Consider the following 19981-nt stretch of genomic DNA (forward strand, 5'->3'; position numbering starts at 1 on the left):
GTTGCAACCGGTTGTCCGGCTCGATCGCTTCTTGGCGCCAAGCTCGGGAAAGCTCCGGCTGCCCGGCCGACGATTCTATCCCGTCAACACTTTCTCCTTGTGACGCTTTTATGGATTCTATGTCACATTGGCAAGGGAAAAGCCTGTGCCGCCACAATATTGATTGATTCGCTTGCCCCGGTGAAGCGGCGCCGCCGGCGGGCGACGAAAGCCTCGCCGATGCGCCGCCCGCGGCTCTTGCTGTCAAGCTTTGGTTAACCATGGAAAGGCATTGGAGAATGTTGCTTGCGTGACGTCACGAGGGTGCCGGAGCAATGGCGCCTTGACTTTTGAAGGGACGACGGGGGAATTTTGAGGTGAGGGCTACGGCAAATGTGGTGCGTTCGTTGTGGGCGAAGGGAACATTGCGGCGCGCGGCGCGCTCGCTTGCGATCCTGTTCGCGCTGGTGACCGCGCAGCCATCGTCAGGCGTGGCGGCCGACGGGGAGGCCCCGCCGCTTCTTGCATTCAGCGCGAGAATCGCTGGCGACGACGCGCGCACGCGTCTGGTCATAGCATTCGACCGCAAGCCGGATTTTTCCATTCACTACGTCGCAGACCCGGTTCGCGTCGTCGTCGATCTGCCGGAAACCTCCTTTGGACTGAAACCGGAGAGCCTCGATCCAAGAGGCCTGTTCAACGCGATACGTTATGGCGGAATGGGGGCAGGGGCTTCCCGTCTCGTCCTCTCCGCCAACGGGCCGACCGAGATCACCGAGGCGAAGGTGCTGCCGGAGGAGGACGGCAGCGGCTATCGGCTCGTGCTCGATGCGGAACGGATCGATCGGGCGCGTTTCGAAAAGCTGCTGAGCGAGCAGCAGTGGAAGGGGAGCGCGCGCGCGGTCAAGGCCGACCGACCGTCGGCGCCGCCGCCGAAGGCCGGCACCTTCGTGATCGCGGTGGACGCGGGTCATGGCGGAATCGATACGGGCGCCATCGGCGGCACGAGCAAGATCGAGGAAAAGCGCGTAACGCTCGATTTTGCCCGCGTTCTCGCCGAGACTCTGAACCGCGAGGCCGGCGTCGAGGCTTTCCTGACGCGGGACCGGGACGAGTTCCTCTCCCTGTCCCAGCGGGTGCAGATCGCGCGGCAGGGAAACGCCCATCTGTTCATTTCCCTTCACGCCGATACGCTGAGGCAGAAGGATATTCGCGGCGCAACCGTTTACACCATTTCCGACAGGGCGTCCGACCATCTGGCGGCAGAGCTCGCGCAGCGAGAAAACCTGTCCGACGAGATTGCGGGCATTTCGATCGAAAGCGAACCGCCCGAGGTCGCCGACATCCTCATCGACCTGACGCGCCGCGAAACCCAAGCCTTCTCGGTCAGCCTCGCGCGGAGCGTCGTAACGTCCTTCGAAGGACAGATCAAACTGATCAACAATCCGCATCGCCACGCCGGGTTCCGGGTCCTGCAGGCACCCGACGTTCCCTCGGTCCTGCTCGAACTCGGCTTCCTTTCCAACAAGGAGGACGAGACGCTGCTTCTGGACCCGGAATGGCGCAAAAAGGTGTCCGGCCTCATCGCAGACGCCGTCCGGCGCTATCGGCAAGCGGCGGTTGCAAATGGTGGCTGAATATTGGAGCGCGGCGCGCCTTTTAAGGCGCGAAAAGGACCCTGTAACGTGTTGAACCCGCGCATCGAGCTTTCCGAGGATCGAGTCCGATTTTCGGGCCGACGCGCCAGCGGGAGTGTTCTGCGGCGCGACGGGCCTCCGCTGAGGGGAAGTGATTTGTGTCGCCCTTGTAACAGGGATATGCTTTTCAGCTGGATGCGCACGGGTTAATCGAAAACCAGCCCTATTTTACTCACAATCCGGGCCTTTTGGGGGAGGGGGTCCCGTTTTGTCGGGAAACGGTGTTGATGCGTAGGGCTCCTCGCCATATGAGGGAGCCCACGAGGCGTAGCTGCAATACGAGACTATTCCTGACGGAAGCAATTGGCAGGTCGATGTGCCTGGCGCAAGCGCGGCTTCCGGTTCGGCGATGGGGCGACAATAGGTACCGGTACCTGACTGATGATCAGACTTATAGGATATTTTTTCGGCGTTGGTGTGTTTCTGCTGCTGGGCGCTGCCGTGGCGGTCGCGATCTATATTGGCGCGGTGACGAAGGATTTGCCCGACTATGAGGTACTGGCGAAATATGCGCCGCCGGTAACGACCCGTTTCCACGCCGGCAACGGCGCACTGATGGCCGAATATGCCCGCGAGCGCCGGCTCTATCTGCCGATCCAGGCCATACCGGATCGCGTCAAGGCTGCCTTCATTTCCGCCGAAGACAAGAATTTCTATCAGCATCCGGGCATCGACGTTACCGGTCTCGCCCGTGCCATCGCCGTCAACATCCAGAACATGGGGTCGGGCCGGCGCCCCGTTGGCGCCTCGACGATCACCCAGCAGGTCGCGAAGAACTTCCTGCTTTCTTCCGACCAGACGATCGACCGCAAGATCAAGGAGGCGATCCTCTCCTTCCGCATCGAGCAGGCCTACAGCAAGGACCGCATCCTCGAGCTCTATCTCAACGAGATCTTTTTCGGGCTGAATGCTTACGGGGTCGCCGGCGCGGCGCTCACTTATTTCGACAAGTCGGTCACCGAACTCACCATTGCCGAGAGCGCCTATCTTGCGGCCCTTCCCAAGGGGCCGGCCAATTATCACCCGTTCCGCAAGACGGAAGCGGCCATTGAGCGCCGCAACTGGGTGATCGACCGCATGGTCGAGAACGGTTACGTAACAAAGACGGATGGCGAGGAGGCGAAACAGCAACCGCTTGGCGTCACGCCGCGCCGCGGTGGCGCCCACCTCTTCGCGTCGGATTACTTTGCCGAGGAGGTGCGCCGGCAGATCATCCAGAAATACGGAGACAATGCGCTCTACGAGGGCGGCCTTTCGGTGCGGACCTCGCTCGATCCGCAAATGCAGGTCGTCGCCCGCAAGGCCTTGCAGCAGGGTCTCGTGAGCTATGACGAGCGCCGCGGCTTCCACGGCCCGATCGATACGATCGAGATCGGCGGCGACTGGGGCGTGCCCTTGAGCAAGATCGCAGCGCTCGGCGACGTCCCGGAATGGAAGCTCGCCGTCGTGCTTTCCGTCGACGGCGAAGGGGCGGTCATCGGTCTCGATCCGGAAAAGCAAGCGTCCGGCAAGATCGTCGCCGAACGCATAACGGGCCATATTGCCGCGAAGAACATGGAATGGGCCTACCGGTCCGCGCGCCGCGACCGCAAGAACGCGAAATCCCCGGAAGGGGTCTTCGGGCCGGGCGACGTCGTCTATGTCGAACCGCTCGAGGGGGAAAAGGCGGAATATCGCCTTCGGCAGCCGCCGAAGGTCCAGGGCGGCCTGGTGGCGATGGATCCGCATACGGGCCGCGTCTTGGCCATGGTCGGCGGCTTCTCCTATGCGCAGTCGGAGTTCAACCGCGCCACGCAGGCGATGCGCCAGCCCGGCTCGTCCTTCAAGCCCTTCGTCTATGCGGCGGCACTCGACAATGGCTACACGCCCGCATCGGTTATCCTCGACGCGCCGATCGAAATCGTCTCCGGCGGACAGGTCTGGCGGCCTGAAAACTACGGCGGCGGTTCTGCCGGCCCCTCGACCCTGCGGCTTGGCATCGAGAAATCGCGCAACCTGATGACGGTGCGCCTTGCCAATGACATGGGGATGAACCTCGTTGCGGAATATGCCGAGCGCTTCGGCATCTATGACAAGATGCAGCCGCTCCTGTCCATGTCGCTCGGTTCCGGCGAGACGACGGTGCTGCGCTTGGTTTCCGCCTATTCCGTCCTTGCCAATGGCGGCAAGCAGATCAAGCCGTCGCTCATCGACCGGATTCAGGATCGCTACGGTAAGACCATCTTCCGCCACGAGGACCGCACCTGCGACAATTGTAATGCCAATGACTGGGCGGAGCAGGACGAGCCGGTGCTGAACGACAACCGGGAGCAGGTGCTCGATCCGATGACTGCCTACCAGATCACCTCGATGATGGAGGGCGTCGTCGCTCGGGGCACGGCCGCAGGCAAAATCAAGCTCGATCGCCCGGTGGCCGGCAAGACCGGCACCACCAACGACGAAAAGGATGCTTGGTTCGTCGGCTATACGCCGGATCTCGTAGCAGGCCTTTATCTGGGCTTCGACGATCCGGCCCCGCTCGGCCGCGGTGCGACGGGCGGCGGCCTCGCGGCGCCGGTCTTCAACGCCTTCATGCAGGAGGCCGTCAAGGGCACCCGTCCCGGCAAGTTCGTCGTGCCGGAAGGCATGAGCCTCATTCCGGTCAACCGCAAGACCGGCATGGCCGCCTTCGAGGGCGAACCCGACACGATCATCGAAGCCTTCAAGCCTGGTACGGGCCCGGCCGAGAGCTTCTCGGTCATCGGCGATCTCGATGAATATGCGCCGCCGGAGGAGATCCTGAGGAACTCTCCGCAGGCCAACCAGGCCGTGACCTCGGGTTCGAACGGCCTCTTCTGATCCTTTCCGTTGCAGCTGCCGCCCATCGCCTTTACATCGGCGGCGGGCATCGCTATCTGACCCTCACCATCCTACAACGACTAAAAGAAACAGGATCATGCGCAGCGAAATCGAGAACATTGTCGACGAGATCAAGCAGGCCATAAGCCTGCTGAGGAGGCATCTTTGACTGGGACCAGGCGATAAGACGACTGGACTGGTTGAACAACAAGGCGGAAGATCCGTCGCTTTGGAACGATGCCGCCGAGGCGCAGAAGCTGATGCGCGAGCGTCAGCAGCTTGATGACAATATCAGCGCCCTCAGCCGGCTCGAGCAGCAGCTCAACGAAAACATCGAACTCATCGAACTCGGGGAAGAGGAAGACGATTCGGCGATCGTTACCGAGGCCGAGGAGGCGCTCCGGCAGCTTCGTGGCGAAGCGGCGAAGAAGCAGGTCGAAGCCATGCTTTCCGGCGAGGCCGACCAGAACGACACCTACCTCGAAGTGCATTCGGGCGCCGGCGGCACAGAAAGCCAGGATTGGGCCAACATGCTGCTTCGCATGTACTCCCGTTGGGCGGAACGCCAGGGGTACAAGGTGGAGCTCTTGGAAATCCAGGACGGTGAAGAGGCTGGCATCAAGTCGGCGACGCTCCTCGTCAAGGGCCACAATGCCTATGGTTGGCTGAAGACCGAGTCGGGCGTGCATCGGCTCGTGCGCATCTCGCCCTATGACAGCAATGCTCGCCGCCACACGTCTTTCTCGTCGATCTGGGTCTATCCGGTCGTCGACGAATCGATTCAGATCGATGTCAACGAAAGCGATTGCCGCATCGATACCTATCGCTCTTCGGGTGCCGGTGGCCAGCACGTCAACACGACTGATTCGGCCGTGCGTATCACGCACATGCCAAGTGGTATCGTCGTGCAATGCCAGCAGGAACGCTCGCAGCACAAGAACCGCGCCAAGGCGTGGGACATGCTGCGCGCTCGGCTTTATGAAGCGGAACTGAAGAAGCGGGAGGAGGCGGCCAATGCCGAGGCCGCCTCAAAGACCGATATCGGCTGGGGGCATCAGATCCGCTCCTATGTTCTGCAGCCCTACCAGTTGGTGAAGGACCTGCGGACCGGCGTCGAAAGCACGAGTCCCGGCGACGTGCTCGACGGCGAGCTCAACGATTTCATGGAAGCTGCGCTTGCGCACCGCGTCAGCGGTGGGGGCGATGCCGTGACGGACGATCTGAGCTGATTTCCACAAGGGAAAACGCGGCCGGACACGAGAGCGTCCGGCCGTTCGCGTTTCAGTTTGTCGCGCGCTCGATCTTGATGTCGCCGAGGTCGTCGATCAGCACGGTCCAGGTTTCCGGTTCCGTGGCCGATGGATCTGTCTTCAGGAAAACCGTCGCGAACATGCCCGGCTGCGGCGTGATTCCGGTCGAAGTTTCCGGACGGATATCGGTGACATAGGGCCTTAGGGCAGTAAATTCCTCCAGCTCCGCAGAAGAAACGATTTCTGGCCCCGCCGGCGTCGAGGCGATTTGCTGCAGATGTATTTCTGCCGTGCCGTCCGTCCGGCGCAGTGCAATAAGTTTGTAGTAGCCCCGCCGTCCCGTCGCGGCACCAGGCTCGGCGGCCTCGCCGTCCTCCGCTGCTTCGGCATCGCTTGAACTTTCCTGCCAAAAGCCGGTGCTGGTGACGAAGATGACGTTCGGGGGGAGGATTGCCTCTTGTTGTGCGAGCACAGCGCCCGCAGCCAGATTGATACAGAATGCCAGTACCAGCGCTTTCTTCATCATCGGCACGTCCTTAGATTCTTCGGCCCATGGAAAGGCCGCGCTTCAGAGCCATCGCCTTCGGTCCCAACTGCGTGTCTAATGTGAGAACTGTTCGGCGAGGATGCGGTCGGACCAGGAGTGATCCGGGTCGGACAGGATGCGAGCGGTCAGTTTCTCCGATTCGGCAATCGTCACCTTGACGACCGACTTGACCTCCTGATGATCCGCAACCGCGTTGACCGGGCGCTTCTCCGCTTCGAGAATCTCGATCTCGACGGTCACGCGGTTGGGGAGCAGGGCCCCGCGCCAGCGCCGCGGCCGGAAAGGGCTGACGGGGGTCAGCGCGAGCAGGGGCGCCTCGAGCGGCAGGATTGGCCCGTGAGCGGAGAGATTGTAGGCCGTCGAGCCGGCGGGCGTCGCAAGCAGGAGCCCGTCGCAGGTCAGTTCGTCGAGCCGCACCTTGCCATCGACGATGACCTTGAGCTTGGCGGCTTGATAGGACTGGCGGAAGAGATAGACCTCGTTGATCGCGAGCGCCGTGAAGGCGTTGCCGTGGACGTCGACCGTGTTCATCTCCAACGGATGGAAGGCGTTCTCGACGGCGGTGGCGATGCGCTCGCGAAGGTTTTCTGTGCTGTAGCGGTTCATCAGAAACCCGACAGAGCCGCGATTCATGCCATAGACGCATTTGCCGGTATTCATCGTCTCGTGCAGCGTATGCAGCATGAAACCGTCCCCGCCGAGCGCGACGATGACGTCGGCCTCATCCGGATCGTGATCTCCGTAGATCTCTTTGAGCTCCTTTGCCGCCTTCTGCGCTTCTTCCGCTGGCGAAGCGATGAAGGCGAGAGTGCTGAGCTGGGCCATGAAATCAGTCCGTTGTCGTTGCGAGGCGTGGCAGCAGTGAAAATCCAGACTTATTTTTCTGGCACGGCCTCACAGCCAGTGCACCCGAAAAATTGAGGGAATCGCCATTTTTGCTTTACACGGAATCAGAATATGGTAACTCCGATCCGAAAACGGGCCCTTATAGCTCAGTTGGTAGAGCGGCTGATTTGTAATCAGTAGGTCGGGAGTTCGAGTCTCTCTGGGGGCACCATTATTTTCAGGTGCTTAGCTTCTCCCTTTCATAGCTGCGTGCCGCCTTGACGCAGCGTGAGGCTTCGCAGCCGCGTTTCACGCCCCCGCCGATCTGGAGCTCGCATCACCCGGCATCCGGGCTGGCGCATCTGTCCGAAAAATCGCGCCCGATCCTCGGAAAACGCGACGCGCAAATTCAAAGAGCTACCCGATCTAAAAGGCGCGCGGCGCTGTAAGCTATGCGCATTCGAATCGATCGGCAGCGGAACAGCGGGCATGGCATGGCAATCCAAAATTCTGAACTGGGATGATCTGAGGATCGTGTTGGCGGTCGCCGAATGCGGCACCATATCCGGTGCCGCAGCCGCTTTGCGCATCAGCCATCCCACTCTGTCTCGGCGGCTGCGGAGCCTGGAGCAGCGGCTCGGTGTGCGGCTATTCGAACGCAGACCCACTGTCTGCAGTCCAACGGAAGCGGGCGAGGAGATGCGGCGGGTGGCCGCTCGCCTGCGGGACGAGATCGCCGCCGTGGAAGGGCGCATTGCCGGCCGTGATCAGGATCCATGCGGTCCCGTCCGCCTGACGGCCCCGGATGCGGTGGCGGAATATCTGTTGCCAGGCATGCTGGCGGGCATCTGCCGGCAGGCGCCGGAACTGACCATCGAACTCCTGGTCTCCAATCAGGTGCTCTCGCTTGCGCGGCGCTCGGCCGACATCGCCTTGCGTGTCACCGATACGCCGGATCCGGCGCTGCGGGGGCGGCGCGTCGGCACCGTCGCGATGGCGGTCTATGGGGCAAAGGCCCTGGCCAGCTCAGAGCCGACCGATGACGGCGGTGATCAACCCTGGGTCGGCTACGACGCCGCCTTGGCCTGCACCAGGCCCGGTGCCTGGGTCGCCGCCAATGTCGCCGAGCGCTGCATCCGTTTCCGGGCCAATACGCTGCTCGGCGCGGCGCGCGCGGTCCACTCCGGCATCGGCTTCGGGCTGCTCCCGTGCTTTGTCGGGGGCAGCATGCAGGAGCTTGTTCGGATCACGCTGCCCATTCCCGCGCTGGAACTCGGGCTCTGGCTGCTTGTGCATCCGGACATGTCGCAGGTTCGGCGGATCCGCACCGCAAGCGACGCGCTCGCACGCAAGCTGAAGGCGGCGGCGCCGCTGCTGACCGGCGAATGCGCGTGACGCCTCGAAAATTCTTTCAACTGCCTGTGCAGAAACATTCAATTGGAAGGTCGGGCGAGCGGGCTAAGATGCCATGCAACATCAGCCAGTCGCGGTCCAAAGCCGCGAGGAAAATCGAGGGCGGACGATGACAGTATTCGCGGTGCTACTCAAATTTTCCGACAACAAGGATGCCGCCGGCCCGCTCCTGGAGGGCCACCGATACTGGATAAGGCGCGGCTTCGAGGAGGGCGTATTCCTGCTGGTCGGCAGCCTGAGACCCGATCTCGGAGGTGCGATCGTCGCGCACAACACGACGCTGCCGGACCTCGAAGACCGGGTAAACGCCGATCCGTTCGTGGCCGAAGGCGTGGTGAAGGCCGAGATACTCGAAATCGCTCCCGCAAAGGCCGACGCAAAGCTCGAATTTCTGCTCGGCTGAACGGCGCCCGCCTTCCTCAAATGTCGAACGACATTGCCGGTTTCGGCTCGATCTCGCGGCAGCGCTCCATGGCCTTGATCAGGTTTTCCGCGAGATAATCGATCAGCGCCCGCGTTGCCGGAAGCATGCCGTGGCGGGACGGGAAGACGAGATGGACAACCACGTCGCCCGAGGCCCATTCCGGTAAGACCGGTGCAAGCACGCCGGAGCGGAAGGCGCTTTCGCAGATATGATCGGGCAACAGTGCGATTCCCACGCCTTCGATCGCAGCGCGTTGGAGGATGACGAAGTCGCTGCAGCCGATCACGGGCCGGTGGGGGATCTCGATTGTCCCGCCATTCGCGTGGAAGAGGCGCCAGACGTCGTTCGCGTGCTGTTCGTTCATCGACAGCGTCGGCATGTCGGAAAGATTGGATGTGGTGATCTCGCCGAGACGGGCAAGAAGCGTCGGGCTGGCGGCGAGTCGCTCCCGACCCTCGCCGAGCTTGCGCACGATTAACTGATTGTCGGTATCGAGCTGGTTGCGTGCGCGAAGCGCCAGGTCGAATCGTTCTTCAATCAGGTCGAGGCGGCGGTTCGTGGCGGTGATCAGCAGCCGCACGCCCGGGTAGCGGCGATGGAAACCGGGAAGTATGTCGGCGAGCATCGGCGTGAACCCGAGCGGGCAGCCCAGCCTCACGACGCCCGATGGCTCGCCGCGCACTGTGGCGATTTCGGCCTCAGCGGCGGCAACACCGTCAAGCAGCCCCTGGGCATGTTCGTAGAAGACGCGGCCGATCTCGGTCACGCGCAGCTTGCGCGTGGAGCGCTCGAGCAGGCGCACACCGAGTTGCTCTTCGAGCCGCGCCACGTGCTTGCTGAGCTTGGATTTCGGAATATTCAGGTCGCGCGCGGCAGCGCTGAAGCCGTTGTTCTTCACCACGGCGGCGAAGAGAGCGATATCGTTGAGGTCCTGCATGTGACGTCCTCGGAAGGGAAGGGTACCGCCAACCGGCAATCGGCAATTCAAGTAGGGAGCTTTACGCGTCTGATTGGACGCGGACGCTGTAGCCCGGATGATTGTTTCCCTGAGGAAACGGAATGTCAATTAATCCGGCTCTTATCGGCCGATTGTTTTCAAATCATATGTTGTGCACCGCAACCCGAAACAAAGGTGCCTGCCATGAACGTACTTCACATCGACTCCGGCATTCTCGGCGACCACTCGGTCTCCCGCCGCCTGACTGCGGCGATCATCGCTCAGATCAAGGCCGATCGCCCGGATGCGAAGGTTACCTATCACGATCTCGTTTCCCAGCCGATCGCTCATCTCACCGGTGCGCAGATCATGGCGCCGGCCGATCTCGACGGCGTCGACGCCGGCCTGGCCGCGGATATCCGGACCGGCCGCCAGATGCTCGAGGAATTTCTCGCTGCCGACACCATCGTCGTCGGTGCGCCCATGTACAACTTTTCGATCCCGAGCCAGCTCAAGGCCTGGATCGATCGCCTGGCCGTGGCCGGCAAGACCTTCCGCTACACCGAGACCGGTCCGGAAGGTCTCGCCAAGGGCAAGAAGGTGATCATCGTTTCGACCCGCGGCGGGCACTATTCCGCCGGTGCCGCCGCCGCCATGGACCACCAGGAAAGCTACCTGCGGACCGTCTTCGCTTTCTTCGGGATCACCGACGTCGAATTCGTTCGGGCCGAGGGGCTGAACCTTGGCGCCGATCAGAAGCAGTCTGCCATTACCGAGGCTGAAAAGACGATTGCCGAGGGAAGCGTCCTGCGGCTTGCAAGCTAATCAACGGGACAAGGTCAACTCGACCGGCCTGTTGCCGGTTGGTTGCGGAAGGGTGCCGGTTGCGAAAGCGACCGGCATTCTTCATTTCCGGCGACGCAGAATTGCGCTATTCTGAAGCCATGAAACGGCTGGGCCTGCTCGAGCTTCTGGCGCTGTCACTGGCGACCACCGCCATGGTCGCCGGGACTGTTTCTGCGTCTCCGCCCGACCGGCGTTGCGCCTGCCGCAACCGGGACGGTGCGCGGTATGAACTCGGCCAGATCGCCTGTATCCGCGTCGGCGGGACTTCCTATCTCGCGCGTTGCGAGATGGACCTCAACGTCATGACCTGGAGAAAATTGCGTGACGGCTGCCCGACAGCCGAGATCGTGCCGATGAGCGCTCCAGCGCACTGATTTGCCGGTTCATGGTTATGGCTTCAGATATTGCCTCGCCGCATACATGGCGATGGCGGCCGCATTCGACACGTTGAGCGATTTGATCGCGCCCGGCATGTCGAGCCGCGCCAGCGCGCTGACGGTCTGGCGCGTCTTCTGGCGCAATCCCCTTCCCTCCGATCCGAGCACGAGCGCTACGCGGTTGCCGGAGAAAGTGTTCTCGAGCGGCTGCGGGCCCTCCGAATCAAGGCCGATCGTCTGGAAGCCGAGCCGGTGCAATTCGTCGATCGTGTCTGCAAGATTGGTGATCTGGATGTAGGGAATGAGTTCCAGCGCGCCGGAGGCGGATTTCGCCAGTACGCCCGATTCGGTCGGACTGTGGCGCATGGTGGTGATCAGCGCACCCGCGTCAAAAGCGACCGCCGAGCGCATGATCGCACCGACATTGTGCGGATCCGTCACCTGGTCGAGGACCAGGATCAACGGACAGTCGCGCAGCGCCTCCAATTTGCGGTGCGGAAGCGGCTGCGTCTCCAGCATTACGCCCTGGTGGATCGCGTCCGGCCCGAGCACGCGATCGAGCTCCTGCGGCGTCACGATCTCGACCGGGAAGGGGAGGATTGAAGGCTCGCCGAGCTCCAGCCGCGCAGCCGCGTTCTGCGTGACGCTGAGCCGGATGATGCGGCGCTCCGGATTGTCGAGCGCCGCGCGGACCGTGTGCAGCCCGTAGAGAAGCACCTGATCTGGGGCGAGCGCCGGCGGCTTCCAATCCGCTGGCAGCTTCCTGCGCTTGTCGGGGCGCGGTGTCGGGATCTCGCCGCGCTCCCGGCGCGCATCGCGATGCGCGCGCCGAAGATTGGCGTAGTGGCTGTCCTTGGCGTCTCTGTCGCCGGTCTTATCCTTGCTCATGTGCATCTTATAGTGAGGTTCTCAGGGCGTTGGAAATGGTTTCGGCAATTTCGGGCCGTGGCTGCCTGTGGAGAAATTCTGAAAAATCGCGTTTTGCTCTGTTGACAGGATGAATGCAGGCGGCCATATACCCGGCGCAGATCGCGGGGCGGCACGAAACGGCGCCTGTTCTTCCACGATCTCAAAAGCTTGGTCGATTGATCCCGACAGGATAATGGAGGGATGCCCGAGTGGTTAAAGGGGACGGACTGTAAATCCGTTGGCTCAGCCTACGTTGGTTCAAATCCAACTCCCTCCACCATTCTGCTTCAGGATCGAAGACCCGCGGGTATAGCTCAATGGTAGAGCAGCAGCCTTCCAAGCTGAATACGCGGGTTCGATTCCCGCTACCCGCTCCACCCTCTATTCACCTTCCTGAGCCCTTCACTTGCGACTTCAGGGAATCGCTGCATGCGTTTGATCGCGTTGGCTTTCGCGTTTGTGAGGCATCTAGAGGCTGACGCTGTGCGAATCTTCGTGACAAACTTGCGAAGTGGGGCCAGGCTGTACCGTCCCGCGGACGCAATTAAGTCTTGCGCAATGGCCGCGAAACCCTTAAACGGCTCGACAAACCGGCCCCGCCGGCAGATCCATCGTATTTTTTGACCACAGGAAGCGTACCCATGGCAAAGAGCAAATTCGAGCGCAACAAGCCGCACGTCAACATTGGCACGATTGGCCACGTTGACCATGGCAAGACGTCGCTGACTGCAGCGATCACGAAGTATTTCGGCGAGTTCAAGGCGTATGACCAGATCGACGCGGCGCCGGAAGAGAAGGCCCGCGGCATCACGATTTCGACGGCGCACGTCGAATACGAGACGCCGAACCGTCACTATGCGCACGTCGACTGCCCCGGCCACGCCGACTACGTCAAGAACATGATCACCGGTGCGGCGCAGATGGACGGCGCGATCCTGGTCGTCTCGGCCGCCGACGGCCCGATGCCGCAGACGCGCGAACACATCCTGCTCGCCCGCCAGGTTGGCGTTCCGGCGATCGTCGTGTTCCTGAACAAGGTCGACCAGGTCGACGACGCCGAGCTGCTCGAGCTCGTCGAGCTGGAAGTGCGCGAACTGCTGTCGTCCTACGAATTCCCGGGCGACGACATTCCGATCATCAAGGGTTCGGCGCTGGCCGCACTCGAAGATTCCGACAAGAAGATCGGCGAAGACGCGATCCGCGAGCTGATGGAAGCGGTCGACGCCTACATCCCGACGCCGGAGCGTCCGATCGATCAGCCGTTCCTGATGCCGATCGAAGACGTGTTCTCGATCTCGGGCCGTGGCACGGTGGTGACCGGCCGTGTCGAGCGCGGCATCGTCAAGGTCGGTGAGGAAGTCGAGATCGTCGGCATCCGTCCGACGACGAAGACGACCTGCACGGGCGTTGAAATGTTCCGCAAGCTGCTCGACCAGGGCCAGGCCGGCGACAACATCGGTGCGCTGCTGCGCGGTATCGACCGCAACGGCGTCGAGCGCGGCCAGATCCTGTGCAAGCCGGGTTCGGTCATGCCGCACACGAAGTTCAAGGCCGAGGCCTACATCCTGACGAAGGAAGAGGGTGGCCGTCATACGCCGTTCTTCACCAACTACCGTCCGCAGTTCTACTTCCGCACGACGGACGTGACCGGCGTGGTGACGCTGCCGGAAGGCACGGAGATGGTGATGCCGGGCGACAACGTGACGGTCGACGTCGAGCTGATCGTGCCGATCGCGATGGAAGAAAAGCTGCGCTTCGCGATCCGCGAAGGCGGCCGCACCGTCGGCGCCGGCATCGTCGCCTCGATCATCAAGTAATGATCGCAACGACGATGCCGTTAGCTGCCGACGGCAGCAAGAGAGGTGCAAATGGCGCGCAAGCGCGATTTGCACGCGGCGCCGGCATCGTCGCCTCGATCATCAAGTAATCCGCCTTACCGGATTTTCGGATCTAGAGACCCTGCGGGCGACCGCGGGGTTTTTCTTTAGGGTCGACAGCGTCGCACGTGTGATGTTTGCAACAGTACGGACCCGGTTCGGTCTCCTGCCGCCGATTATCGCAAGGCTTTTGCCGCCGATCTATGTTATCCTCCGATCCCGATGAATGCCCGTGTGGCACGGCTGCGGCCGAGGATCGGAATCCGAAATGAGAAGACGTATCGCTGTGCGGTTCGCCGCTGCCGGCATCGCTTTGATTTGCGTGGGCCCTCTCGCGCCGGCATTGGCGGGCGAGGACGGTCCGCTTGTCTGGGCGCCCTCAAGGACCGGCGCCAACGCCTATAAGCTGCGGCTCGGCCTTCGCTCGGTGGGACGGTGGGAGGCAGCGAGCGGTGCCGAGCTCGCTATGAAAGCGGCGCCGTCCGGCAAAATCGTCCCACCCGAGGCCCCGGTTCGGCTCTGGGGATCGGTCTCACGCCAGAATGGACCGCGTGCAGCGGCACGCTCCTCACGCGTTAGCATGGGCTTCAATCCCCTAACCGGTACCGGCAATGTCGGTGCCGGGACCGCAAGGACCTGGATCGTCACGCCGACAGTGGATGCGGAGGTCCAGCGAAACATAGCCGTTCAGTGCAATGTCTATGAAAAGCACTGCGATCAACCGAAGCTGACGCAATCCGCCAGGCTTTCCTCGACCGCAACCAAGACCTCGATTGCGGTGGAGAGCGGCCTATCGGCTGGAGGCTTCAGCGGTCTTGATAGCATTGGCGTCGAACAGGGGGTGGGTAATCTTATGCTCGGGGCCGCTGTCGCCGACCCGTTGCTGGCGCCCCGCAGCCTGTTTACCCTGCGCTACAGCTGGAAGTGGTGAGCCATGCAACGACGTGCATGAAAACAAAGAACCAAAGCGCGTTGGCCCAGACGTCGGAGCCGATCGTCGGAAAGCTCGATGCGCAGACGCAAGGAGTTACCGTGACCTTTGCGCGCCCGAAAAACGCGCGACCCTGCAAGGGTATAGGGCTCGCATCTTGCGCAAGGAGGTGGAGCAACTAATCTGTTCGTGTCTTTTCAAGGGGGAGGCGTCATGAAGAAGCGCATTCTGTTTACTGGCGGGGCCGGCAAGGCTGGGCGGCACGCCGTGCCCTATCTCGTCGATGCGGGCTATGAGGTGCACAATGTCGATCTGGTGCCGCTCGACAGCCCGGGCGTCACCAATCTGATCGCCGACATCACCGACAGCGGTCAGATGTTCAACGCGCTTTCCATGCATCGGGATTTTCCCGATCTCGATGCGGGGAGGGGGCAGCAAGCCTTCGACGCCGTCGTTCACTTCGCCGCCATTCCGCGCATTCTGATCAAGCCGGACAACGAGACCTTCCGCGTCAATGTGATGGGAACCTATAATGTGGTCGAAGCGGCGGTGAAGCTCGGAATTCGCAAGATCATCGTCGCTTCCAGCGAAACGACCTACGGCGTCTGCTTCGCTGAGGGCCACCGGGACTTCCATCACTTTCCGCTCGAGGAAGACTACGACGTCAATCCGATGGACTCCTATGGGCTCTCGAAGGTGGTGAACGAGCAGACGGCGCGAGCATTCGCGGAGCGGTCCGGTTTCGATGTCTACGCCCTGCGCATCGGCAATGTGATCGAACCGCACGAATACGAGCACTTCCCGCATTATTTCGCGCACCCGGAAATCCGCAAGCGAATTGCCTGGAGCTATATCGACGCCCGCGACTTGGGGCAGATCGTCAAGCTTTGTATCGAAAAGGACGGGCTCGGTTTTGCAGTCTTCAACGCCGCGAACGACACCGTGTCCGCGGACACGCCGTCTCGCGAACTTGCCAGGCGTTACTATCCGAATGTCCCCTTCAAGCGGGAGATCGGCGAGTTCGAGGGGCTTCTTTCGAATCGCAAGATTCGCGAGGTGCTCGGCTTCAAGGAGGAGCATGACTGGCGCAAGTACGTGCGCGTCGACCGCTGAGTTTGTTGATCCGATCGTACCGGATCTGGAGCATCGATCCGAACATCGGAAAGCACGATGTGCAGGGTCGAAGAGCTACAGCAAGCTTTGCGCGTCTGAAAAGACGCGCGCCGTTGTGGGGCGACGGGTTGCCAATAAGGCGCAATAGACCCTCGCGGGAGCGGGCGCCGAAATTATCCGGCAATTTTTCTGCTTTTGTTGCAAATGCGCTTGAAAGCGCCCGTCAAACTGAATATGAAGCCGCTGACTTGAAGCGTTTCCCGTGGTTTTGGCGAGCGCTACAGTCATAGGGGTATAGCTCAGTTGGTAGAGCGGCGGTCTCCAAAACCGCAGGTCGGGGGTTCGAGCCCCTCTGCCCCTGCCAGCCATTTCATTCTTGCCTCGTAGTTCCGATTTGGTCAGAATGTTCGGCGGGCGGCTTGGCCGTCATATTCACAAAAAAGACTGATTGGCTCTTGTGGTTTTCAGAATCGGTCTTTATGTAGGGTCCAAACAGACACGCGGTGCGTGGGGCTGAAAGCTCGGCTTCACGCGCCGTAATGGCGTGAGCATTCAATGGCATCGAAAACGAATCCGTTTACGTTTCTGCAGCAAGTGCGCTCCGAAACGTCGAAAGTGACTTGGCCTTCGCGGCGCGAGACAACGATCTCGACGCTGATGGTCTTCGTCATGGTCTCTCTTGCCGCCGCCTTCTTCTTTGGTGCGGACCAGCTGTTGGGCTGGCTGATGAGCCTCGTCCTCAACGTTGGCGCTTAATTGGGTGGAGAGTAGCATGGCTGCGCGCTGGTATATCGTTCACGCCTATTCGAATTTCGAGAAGAAGGTGGCCGAATCCATCGAGGAGAAGGCCAGGCAGAAGGGTCTGACGCATCTGTTCGAAAAGATTCTCGTGCCGACCGAGAAGGTCGTCGAGATTAGGCGCGGGCGCAAGGTCGACGCGGAGCGCAAGTTCTTCCCGGGCTATGTGCTCGTTCGCGCCGATCTGACGGATGAGGCCTACCACCTCATCAAGAACACGCCGAAGGTCACCGGATTCCTCGGGACCGACAGCAAGCCCGTGCCGATTCCGGACTATGAGGCGGAGCGCATTCTCGGTCAGGTCCAGGATGGCGTCGAGCGTCCGAAGCCGTCCGTGTCCTTCGAAATCGGCGAGCAGGTTCGCGTTTCGGATGGTCCGTTCGCCTCCTTCAACGGCATTGTTCAGGATGTCGATGAGGAGCGGTCGCGCTTGAAGGTCGAAGTGTCGATCTTCGGCCGTGCGACCCCTGTCGAGCTGGAATACGGGCAGGTCGAAAAGGTCTGAAGGCAGATTTCAGAATGGGTGGGCGTCAGCCTGCTCGGCGGAGCGATCCGCATGCGCGTGGGAGATGTCCGGTCTTAGCCGGGCCGGATTGTCGCAACCACGCAACCGCAGCCGCCGATCGCTCGATCGGCAAAGGGCCGGGCAACCGGCTAACAGTTCCTGCCTCGAACGCGTTCGGGGAGGGGCAATGAGAGGCAGAGAGAAATGGCTAAGAAAGTTGCAGGCCAGCTCAAGCTGCAGGTGAAGGCCGGCTCGGCGAATCCGTCGCCGCCGATCGGTCCTGCGCTTGGTCAGCGTGGCATTAACATCATGGAATTCTGCAAGGCGTTCAACGCCGCCACGCAGGAAATGGAAAAGGGTATGCCGATCCCGGTCGTCATCACCTACTACCAGGACAAGTCCTTCACCTTCGTCATGAAGCAGCCGCCGGTCAGCTACTTCCTGAAGCGCGAAGCGAAGGTCCAGTCTGGCTCGAAGACGCCGGGCAAGGCCAAGGCCGGCTCGATCTCCAAGGCTCAGATCCGCACGATCGCAGAGGCCAAGATGAAGGACCTCAACGCGGCCGATATCGAAGGCGCAATGGCAATGGTCGAGGGCTCCGCCCGCTCCATGGGCCTGGAAGTGACGGGCTAAGACCATGGCGAAGATTGCAAAGCGTGTACAGAAGACCCGTGAGGGTGTCGATCCGGCGAAATTCTACGGCCTTGCCGAAGCCGTGACGTTGATCAAGGAGCGTGCGACGGCGAAGTTCGACGAGACGATCGAAGTCGCCATGAACCTCGGCGTCGATCCGCGCCACGCGGACCAGATGGTCCGCGGTGTTGTCAACCTGCCGAACGGCACCGGCCGCTCGGTTCGCGTTGCCGTTTTCGCCCGTGGCGCCAAGGCTGACGAAGCCAAGGCGGCCGGCGCCGACGTCATCGGCGCGGAAGACCTGGTCGAGATCGTTCAGGGCGGCAAGATCGACTTCGATCGCTGCATCGCCACCCCGGACATGATGCCGCTCGTCGGCCGTCTCGGTAAGGTTCTTGGGCCGCGCGGCATGATGCCGAACCCGAAGGTCGGCACCGTCACCATGGACGTGACCGGCGCGGTCAAGGCCTCCAAGGGCGGTGCGGTCGAGTTCCGCGTCGAAAAGGCCGGTATCGTTCACGCCGGTGTCGGCAAGGCGTCCTTCGATGCCAAGGCGCTGGAAGAAAACATCCGTGCTTTCGCCGACGCAGTCGTCAAGGCGAAGCCGACCGGCGCCAAAGGCAACTATGTCAAGCGCGTCGCCATCTCGTCGACCATGGGGCCTGGCCTCAAGATCGATCCGGCAACGCTCAGCGTCGCCTGATAAATTACGGGGCTTCGGCCCGGCACAGAATTCCCGGCCCTTCGGGGTCGGGAATGTCCGGACGTAAAGTCCGGATTCCTGTCCGAGATTGCGGGTGGTTTTACCTTAATCACCATTGCCCGCATGAGACGGGTAAGATCTGAATTTCAAGACGCCGGACGCGTCGGAATTCGGTTCGAACCTTCGCTTGCCTTGTGTCTGACCCGGGACCTCCGGGGACGCCAGGGGACAGGATCCTTAAGCGTTGCTTGGGATCGTCGTTTGATCCCGGTGACAAGGCAAACCCGGCAGGGCTGCGAAGAGCAACCCTGTCAACTGGAGACAGACAGTGGAAAGAGCGGAAAAACGCGAATTCGTCACGGAGCTGAACGAAGTCTTCAAGGCTTCCGGTTCGGTTGTCGTGGCCCACTATGCTGGTGTCACAGTCGCGCAGATGAACGACTTCCGTTCGAAAATGCGCGCCGCTGGCGGCACCGTCAGAGTCGCGAAAAACCGCCTGGCCAAGATCGCTCTTCAGGGTACGGAGTCTGAAGGGATGATCGATCTCTTCAAGGGTCAGACGCTGATCGCATTCAGCGCGGATCCGATCACGGCTCCGAAGGTCGTCATGGACTTCGCCAAGACCAACGACAAGCTCGTTGTTCTCGGTGGCGCCATGGGGGCAACCACGCTCAACGCCGAAGGCGTCAAGTCGCTTGCGACTCTGCCTTCTCTCGATGAGCTGCGCGCGAAGCTGCTGGGCCTCCTCAACGCCCCGGCAACCCGCGTCGCGACGGTTGTCGCAGCACCGGCAAGCCAGCTTGCCCGCGTGTTCTCGGCCTACGCCAAGAAGGACGAAGCCGCCTGAGGCGGAATTTCGCTGTTGTAGATAAAACCAGTTCGAACCGAACAAAAGGAAAAGTAAAATGGCTGATCTCGCAAAGATCGTTGAAGACCTGTCCTCGCTGACCGTCCTGGAAGCTGCTGAGCTTTCCAAGCTGCTCGAAGAAAAGTGGGGCGTTTCTGCCGCTGCTCCGGTAGCCGTTGCTGCTGCTGGCGGGGCTGCTGCCGCTGCTCCGGCTGAAGAAGAAAAGACCGAGTTCGACGTCATCCTGACGGATGCCGGCGCGAACAAGATCAACGTCATCAAGGAAGTCCGCGCCATCACCGGCCTCGGCCTCAAGGAAGCCAAGGACCTCGTCGAAGGCGCTCCGAAGGCGGTCAAGGAAGCAGTTTCCAAGGCAGAAGCTGCCGACCTCAAGAAGAAGCTCGAAGACGCTGGCGCCAAGGTCGACGTCAAGTAATTCGACGAACTGCGAAGGGAGGGGGCCCTTGCGGCCGCCTCTCTTTGAACGTTTTTAGAACATATTACCCAAAAGCCTGTCGAAACGGCTTTTGGG

General features: G+C 61.5%; 20 protein-coding genes and 4 tRNA genes. 20 read left to right on the forward strand and 4 right to left on the reverse strand.

Features of this window, described 5'->3' with window-relative positions; genetic code table 11:
- Positions 1–431: 431 nt before the first annotated feature.
- The 3 genes from AC4P1R_RS04795 (at position 432) to prfB (ending at position 5743) form a co-directional block, all read left to right on the forward strand.
- Entirely contained in the window at positions 432–1616 is a 1185-nt protein-coding gene (locus AC4P1R_RS04795) for an N-acetylmuramoyl-L-alanine amidase (protein ID WP_427915843.1), read from the forward strand.
- A gap of 441 nt (positions 1617–2057) precedes the next feature.
- On the forward strand, positions 2058–4514 hold the full coding sequence (locus tag AC4P1R_RS04800) for a penicillin-binding protein 1A (RefSeq protein WP_069460795.1): 2457 nt from the start codon (positions 2058–2060) through the stop codon (positions 4512–4514).
- A 97-nt stretch (positions 4515–4611) separates the two neighbouring features.
- A protein-coding gene (prfB, locus tag AC4P1R_RS04805; RefSeq protein ID WP_106407942.1) for a peptide chain release factor 2 occupies positions 4612–5743 on the forward strand; the annotation gives its coding sequence in 2 pieces (ribosomal slippage) (positions 4612–4680 and positions 4682–5743; 1131 coding nt in all).
- Positions 5744–5795: 52 nt separating this feature from the next.
- Here the strand turns inward: prfB and AC4P1R_RS04810 are convergent.
- Together AC4P1R_RS04810 and AC4P1R_RS04815 are read right to left on the reverse strand one after the other, a co-directional pair.
- On the reverse strand, positions 5796–6287 hold the full coding sequence (locus AC4P1R_RS04810; protein ID WP_273362739.1) for a hypothetical protein: 492 nt from the start codon (positions 6285–6287) through the stop codon (positions 5796–5798).
- Between the two features lie 78 nt (positions 6288–6365).
- A complete protein-coding gene (locus AC4P1R_RS04815; RefSeq protein WP_069460797.1) occupies positions 6366–7136 on the reverse strand; it encodes an NAD kinase in 771 nt (256 codons plus the stop codon).
- Positions 7137–7292: 156 nt separating this feature from the next.
- On the opposite strand from AC4P1R_RS04815, the gene AC4P1R_RS04820 reads away from it, so the two are divergent.
- The 3 genes from AC4P1R_RS04820 to AC4P1R_RS04830 all read left to right on the forward strand — a co-directional run bounded on the left by AC4P1R_RS04820 (position 7293) and on the right by AC4P1R_RS04830 (position 8952).
- Positions 7293–7368, forward strand: a tRNA-Thr gene (locus AC4P1R_RS04820).
- 257 nt (positions 7369–7625) lie between these two features.
- Positions 7626–8531: a LysR family transcriptional regulator gene (locus tag AC4P1R_RS04825; RefSeq protein WP_069460798.1), complete on the forward strand. Its 906-nt coding sequence runs from the start codon at positions 7626–7628 to the stop codon at positions 8529–8531.
- 127 nt (positions 8532–8658) lie between these two features.
- The gene (locus AC4P1R_RS04830) at positions 8659–8952 is read left to right on the forward strand and encodes a YciI family protein (RefSeq protein WP_069460799.1); all 294 of its coding nucleotides are present in this window, start codon (positions 8659–8661) and stop codon (positions 8950–8952) included.
- Between the two features lie 16 nt (positions 8953–8968).
- On the opposite strand, the gene AC4P1R_RS04835 is transcribed toward AC4P1R_RS04830, so the two are convergent.
- The gene (locus tag AC4P1R_RS04835) at positions 8969–9910 is read right to left on the reverse strand and encodes a LysR family transcriptional regulator (protein ID WP_069460800.1); all 942 of its coding nucleotides are present in this window, start codon (positions 9908–9910) and stop codon (positions 8969–8971) included.
- A gap of 204 nt (positions 9911–10114) precedes the next feature.
- On the opposite strand from AC4P1R_RS04835, the gene AC4P1R_RS04840 reads away from it, so the two are divergent.
- Positions 10115–10735, forward strand: coding sequence for an FMN-dependent NADH-azoreductase (locus AC4P1R_RS04840; protein WP_069460801.1), 621 nt, complete (start codon positions 10115–10117; stop codon positions 10733–10735).
- A gap of 119 nt (positions 10736–10854) precedes the next feature.
- A complete protein-coding gene (locus AC4P1R_RS04845) occupies positions 10855–11130 on the forward strand; it encodes a hypothetical protein (protein ID WP_069460863.1) in 276 nt (91 codons plus the stop codon).
- A 15-nt stretch (positions 11131–11145) separates the two neighbouring features.
- Here the strand turns inward: AC4P1R_RS04845 and AC4P1R_RS04850 are convergent, their stop codons facing one another.
- Entirely contained in the window at positions 11146–12021 is an 876-nt protein-coding gene (locus AC4P1R_RS04850) for a TrmH family RNA methyltransferase (protein ID WP_069460864.1), read from the reverse strand.
- Positions 12022–12237: 216 nt separating this feature from the next.
- Here AC4P1R_RS04850 and AC4P1R_RS04855 point away from each other — a divergent pair.
- The 12 genes from AC4P1R_RS04855 (at position 12238) to rplL (ending at position 19885) form a co-directional block, all read left to right on the forward strand.
- Positions 12238–12322: transfer RNA gene (locus AC4P1R_RS04855), tRNA-Tyr, on the forward strand.
- Positions 12323–12345: 23 nt separating this feature from the next.
- A tRNA-Gly gene (locus AC4P1R_RS04860) sits at positions 12346–12419 on the forward strand.
- Positions 12420–12683: 264 nt separating this feature from the next.
- Positions 12684–13859: an elongation factor Tu gene (gene tuf, locus AC4P1R_RS04865; RefSeq protein ID WP_069456381.1), complete on the forward strand. Its 1176-nt coding sequence runs from the start codon at positions 12684–12686 to the stop codon at positions 13857–13859.
- 328 nt (positions 13860–14187) lie between these two features.
- Positions 14188–14850 (forward strand): hypothetical protein, encoded by a 663-nt coding sequence (locus AC4P1R_RS04870; protein ID WP_069456476.1) that lies wholly within the window; start codon positions 14188–14190, stop codon positions 14848–14850.
- Positions 14851–15063: 213 nt separating this feature from the next.
- Entirely contained in the window at positions 15064–15963 is a 900-nt protein-coding gene (locus tag AC4P1R_RS04875; protein WP_069456477.1) for an NAD-dependent epimerase/dehydratase family protein, read from the forward strand.
- A gap of 288 nt (positions 15964–16251) precedes the next feature.
- A tRNA-Trp gene (locus tag AC4P1R_RS04880) sits at positions 16252–16327 on the forward strand.
- A 191-nt stretch (positions 16328–16518) separates the two neighbouring features.
- A complete protein-coding gene (gene secE / locus AC4P1R_RS04885; RefSeq protein ID WP_069456478.1) occupies positions 16519–16719 on the forward strand; it encodes a preprotein translocase subunit SecE in 201 nt (66 codons plus the stop codon).
- Positions 16720–16735: 16 nt separating this feature from the next.
- Positions 16736–17266, forward strand: a complete 531-nt coding sequence (nusG, locus tag AC4P1R_RS04890; RefSeq protein WP_069456479.1) for a transcription termination/antitermination protein NusG — start codon at positions 16736–16738, stop codon at positions 17264–17266.
- A gap of 204 nt (positions 17267–17470) precedes the next feature.
- Positions 17471–17899: a 50S ribosomal protein L11 gene (rplK, locus tag AC4P1R_RS04895; protein ID WP_069456480.1), complete on the forward strand. Its 429-nt coding sequence runs from the start codon at positions 17471–17473 to the stop codon at positions 17897–17899.
- A gap of 4 nt (positions 17900–17903) precedes the next feature.
- A complete protein-coding gene (rplA, locus tag AC4P1R_RS04900; RefSeq protein ID WP_069456481.1) occupies positions 17904–18602 on the forward strand; it encodes a 50S ribosomal protein L1 in 699 nt (232 codons plus the stop codon).
- Positions 18603–18930: 328 nt separating this feature from the next.
- Positions 18931–19449, forward strand: coding sequence for a 50S ribosomal protein L10 (rplJ, locus tag AC4P1R_RS04905; RefSeq protein ID WP_069456482.1), 519 nt, complete (start codon positions 18931–18933; stop codon positions 19447–19449).
- A 58-nt stretch (positions 19450–19507) separates the two neighbouring features.
- Complete coding sequence (gene rplL / locus AC4P1R_RS04910; RefSeq protein ID WP_069456483.1) at positions 19508–19885, forward strand: 50S ribosomal protein L7/L12; 378 nt, start codon at positions 19508–19510, stop codon at positions 19883–19885.
- Positions 19886–19981 lie beyond the last annotated feature (96 nt).

This window comes from Sinorhizobium sp. Y406 (genome assembly GCF_058732025.1).